Origin of the sequence: Gluconobacter sp. GP1, assembly GCF_032913585.1 — a bacterium.
GTDB lineage: Bacteria > Pseudomonadota > Alphaproteobacteria > Acetobacterales > Acetobacteraceae > Gluconobacter > Gluconobacter cerinus.
Genome location: NZ_JASGXC010000024.1, coordinates 3,184 through 6,007 on the forward strand (window position 1 = coordinate 3,184; position 2,824 = coordinate 6,007).

Genomic DNA, 2,824 nt, shown 5'->3' on the forward strand with positions numbered 1-2,824 from the left:
AGGCGAGGCGACGGCTGCGGCAACCTGCGGCAGCATCTCGGTCACAATCCCGCAGCAGGTTGAGCAGCAGATGCTCGGGTCAAATCTTGATCTGACAGATGTTGGCACCAGGCAGGTCAAGGCGCTTCAGGATCTGATCAGCGCGGTGCGCACGCCCATGTCGTCTCTCGCGGATACGATCTGGCAGACGCGGGATGTTACGGCCCTTCGCTCCATGGATGCGGTTCTGACTGCACAGAATACGTCCTACTCCTCCGCGCTGAGTGAGGCGGCCACGGCCATGATCAGCAAGATCCGTGCGCAGTATTCCTCAGATGGTAACGGCTCAAGTGATGCCGGCTATGTGGCTATGAAAAACCTCGGCTGGAGCGGGCTGGGGGCTTACTACCTTGAGATCTCGCGCCTCAATGCAGAGGTGCTGTCCATGTCCTCCATCGTCCCCTCGGTAACTCTGCCAAGCTGGCAGGGATTGGGGTCATTCCTCTCCAAAGACCTTGCGGGTCCGATCACCGCTATTGAACAGTATCAGGCTGCGGAAGAGCAGAAGCTGGCTACGTCGGACAGCGCCAGTGCGCCCAATGGGGCGACGAGGCTCTTTAACAACGCAGCTTTACCCAGTTCCGGACAATCGGCTCTGGACCGTGTTCTTCAGGCACTCGGCATCACGAACGGGGTCATGACGCTGATCGTCAATCATCTCCTGTCGCCAACATCCGGGAGTGACTGGACCGATCCTCTGGGGGCAATGATCGGGCTTGGCCATCTTTTAATTCACACGGCGCTGGCGATTATTGGCGGCGCGGCGGTGCTCAGTAGCAAGACAGGGGCGGGGCTCGCGACAGCGGCCAATCTTGCCACCGGGGATGTCCCGGCTGCCATTGCATCCGCGGGCAGCTTCGCACTGAGTGGTCTGATCAAAGCCCTGCTCACGCCTGTCTTTGCGGCTGCTTTCTTCCTGCTTGCGCCCGGCATTACGCTTGCTTACGTCCTCCCGATGACCCCCTTTGCTTACTGGATGGCAGGTGTCGCGGGATGGTATATCGTCGTGGTCGAAGCCGTGGTGGGCGTTCCGCTGTGGATGCTGGCCCATCTGGTGTTTCAGGGAGAGGGCCTTCATGGCCGCGGAAACCGTGGCTATGAAGTGCTGTTCACAATTCTCTTTCGCCCGGTGATGATGATTGCGGGTCTCGTGCTCAGTTACACGATCTTTGCCTCGATCTCCTGGCTGGTCATGAAGGCGTTCTCGATTGCCACCGGGTTCGTCTTTGAGCGTGGCTGGCTTCTGGACAATTTTATCGGCCTGATCGTCCTGCTCTGCATGTTCGTCACGATGGAGATGAGCATCGCAGTCATGTGCTTCAGGCTGATTTCGACCCTGCCACACCACATCCCTGCGATGGCGGGCATGACGAGTATCGGTCGTGTGGACAGCGATGACTTTAATGACAAGTCAACCGGCCGGGGGATCGCCGCTCCTACAGACACAGCCGCAAAACTGGCTCGCGATACGGTGTCGAATGTGAGTGCAGACGGGAAAGGGCAGAATACCGTCGACAACAACAAGGCCGAGCCAGTAGACTCAACGACAAGAGCTCTCATGCAGATCTCTGGCCGCGCCGAAGAGTAGGGAGAACGATGATGGGAGACATTCTAGACTACGATAAGCTCTGCCGCATCACGCAGGCTACCGAAAGAATGGCACAGGCTGCCGGTAAGTCGGTTCCCCTGGCAGCCTATAATCAGGTCGTAGATCTTCATAACGACCTTGTCAGGAGGTACGATGCCCTCTCTGAGAAGCACCGTATCGCGGATACCGGTTTGGATGAGATGATTCGCAACCGGGATGAATGGAGCGAATTCGCTGAAAAAATGCGGAAGCGTGCTGAGAAAGCTGAAGCGCAGGTTGCGTCTCTCAAAGCCGAGCTGAAGGCGAAGGGTAGCAGGTCTTGACGGTCATTTCGCTAAGGCAAAGTTTCGCGGCCTTGGCGTTGCTGTGCAGCCTGTCAGCGTGCGCTCACGGCAACATCCGTTCGCTCTCGTCTTACAATGTGCCATCACCACCCAAGGTGAAGCAGCCGCTTTACGATCCTTATGCGCCCTATGGCTCTGCGCCCGTGACCTGGCGTCCTGCGCTGGCCACCCGCGCCGGCACCATTGTCAAACCCAATGACCCGGTCGATCAGGGTGATCGCCCTGATTATGAAAAGGCCGCCTGGTCGATTGACCGCAAAGCCGCCCAATCCGGGACGTTCTGAGGCGTCCCGGAGACTGGCCTCATCGAGGCCAGAGCCGCCGCCCGTCCGAAAGATACTCCGAGAGTTTTCCGGCGCGTCCTGTCCGGGCCTGCCAGTTTGAGAAGCCCTGAATAACAAACTGGCTTCCCAGAACAATCGCACAGGCGAGCGCTTCAACGCAGGATGCGCTGAAAGCGGCCCCACCGCTCCACATGAGGATCATCACCCACCAGAGGCTCGCCAGCAGACAGAGCGTGCCATACAGTCGCCCCAGGGTCCGGGTTCGCTTACGGATTGCAGCCATTTGCGGCGACATGGGAGGCTGGTCCTCGAACGTCGTCTGATCCACGGGCTGGATCACAGGAACGTCCTGAAGGATCCGAAGACCCTGCTGCGCCGTGCGCAGACCCGGCCTCAGCGCAAAGATAAACGGAAAGACGAGCCATAACGCGGCTCGTCCGGCCCGCTGCTTCACTGTCGGACGAAGGCTCACGCGTGAAGGCTCGCGAGAAACGCATCAAGATCGTCTGGCAGGCCTGCCTCAACATGCGGGGTGCCGTTGCGATCCTTCCACACGAAGGTTGGCGTTC

The 2,824-nt window shown here is 59.0% G+C and carries 4 protein-coding genes; 3 read left to right on the top strand and 1 reads right to left on the bottom strand.

The genetic code is table 11. The features are described 5' to 3' along the window. The 3 genes from R5H23_RS16525 to R5H23_RS16535 form a co-directional block, all read left to right on the top strand. On the top strand, positions 1 to 1,627 hold a 1,627-nt coding region (locus R5H23_RS16525), incomplete at its 5' end, for a DotA/TraY family protein (RefSeq protein WP_317216101.1). Between the two features lie 8 nt (positions 1,628 to 1,635). Further along, positions 1,636 to 1,950 carry a hypothetical protein gene (locus tag R5H23_RS16530; protein ID WP_249207949.1) on the top strand — a complete coding sequence of 105 codons (315 nt, stop codon included), beginning with the start codon at positions 1,636 to 1,638 and terminating at the stop codon, positions 1,948 to 1,950. Then, entirely contained in the window at positions 1,947 to 2,255 is a 309-nt protein-coding gene (locus tag R5H23_RS16535) for a hypothetical protein (RefSeq protein WP_317216102.1), read from the top strand. The genes R5H23_RS16530 and R5H23_RS16535 overlap by 4 nt, the downstream gene beginning before the upstream one ends. 19 nt (positions 2,256 to 2,274) lie before the next feature. On the opposite strand, the gene R5H23_RS16540 is transcribed toward R5H23_RS16535, so the two are convergent. Continuing rightward, complete coding sequence (locus R5H23_RS16540) at positions 2,275 to 2,727, bottom strand: hypothetical protein (protein ID WP_317216104.1); 453 nt, start codon at positions 2,725 to 2,727, stop codon at positions 2,275 to 2,277. Positions 2,728 to 2,824 lie beyond the last annotated feature (97 nt).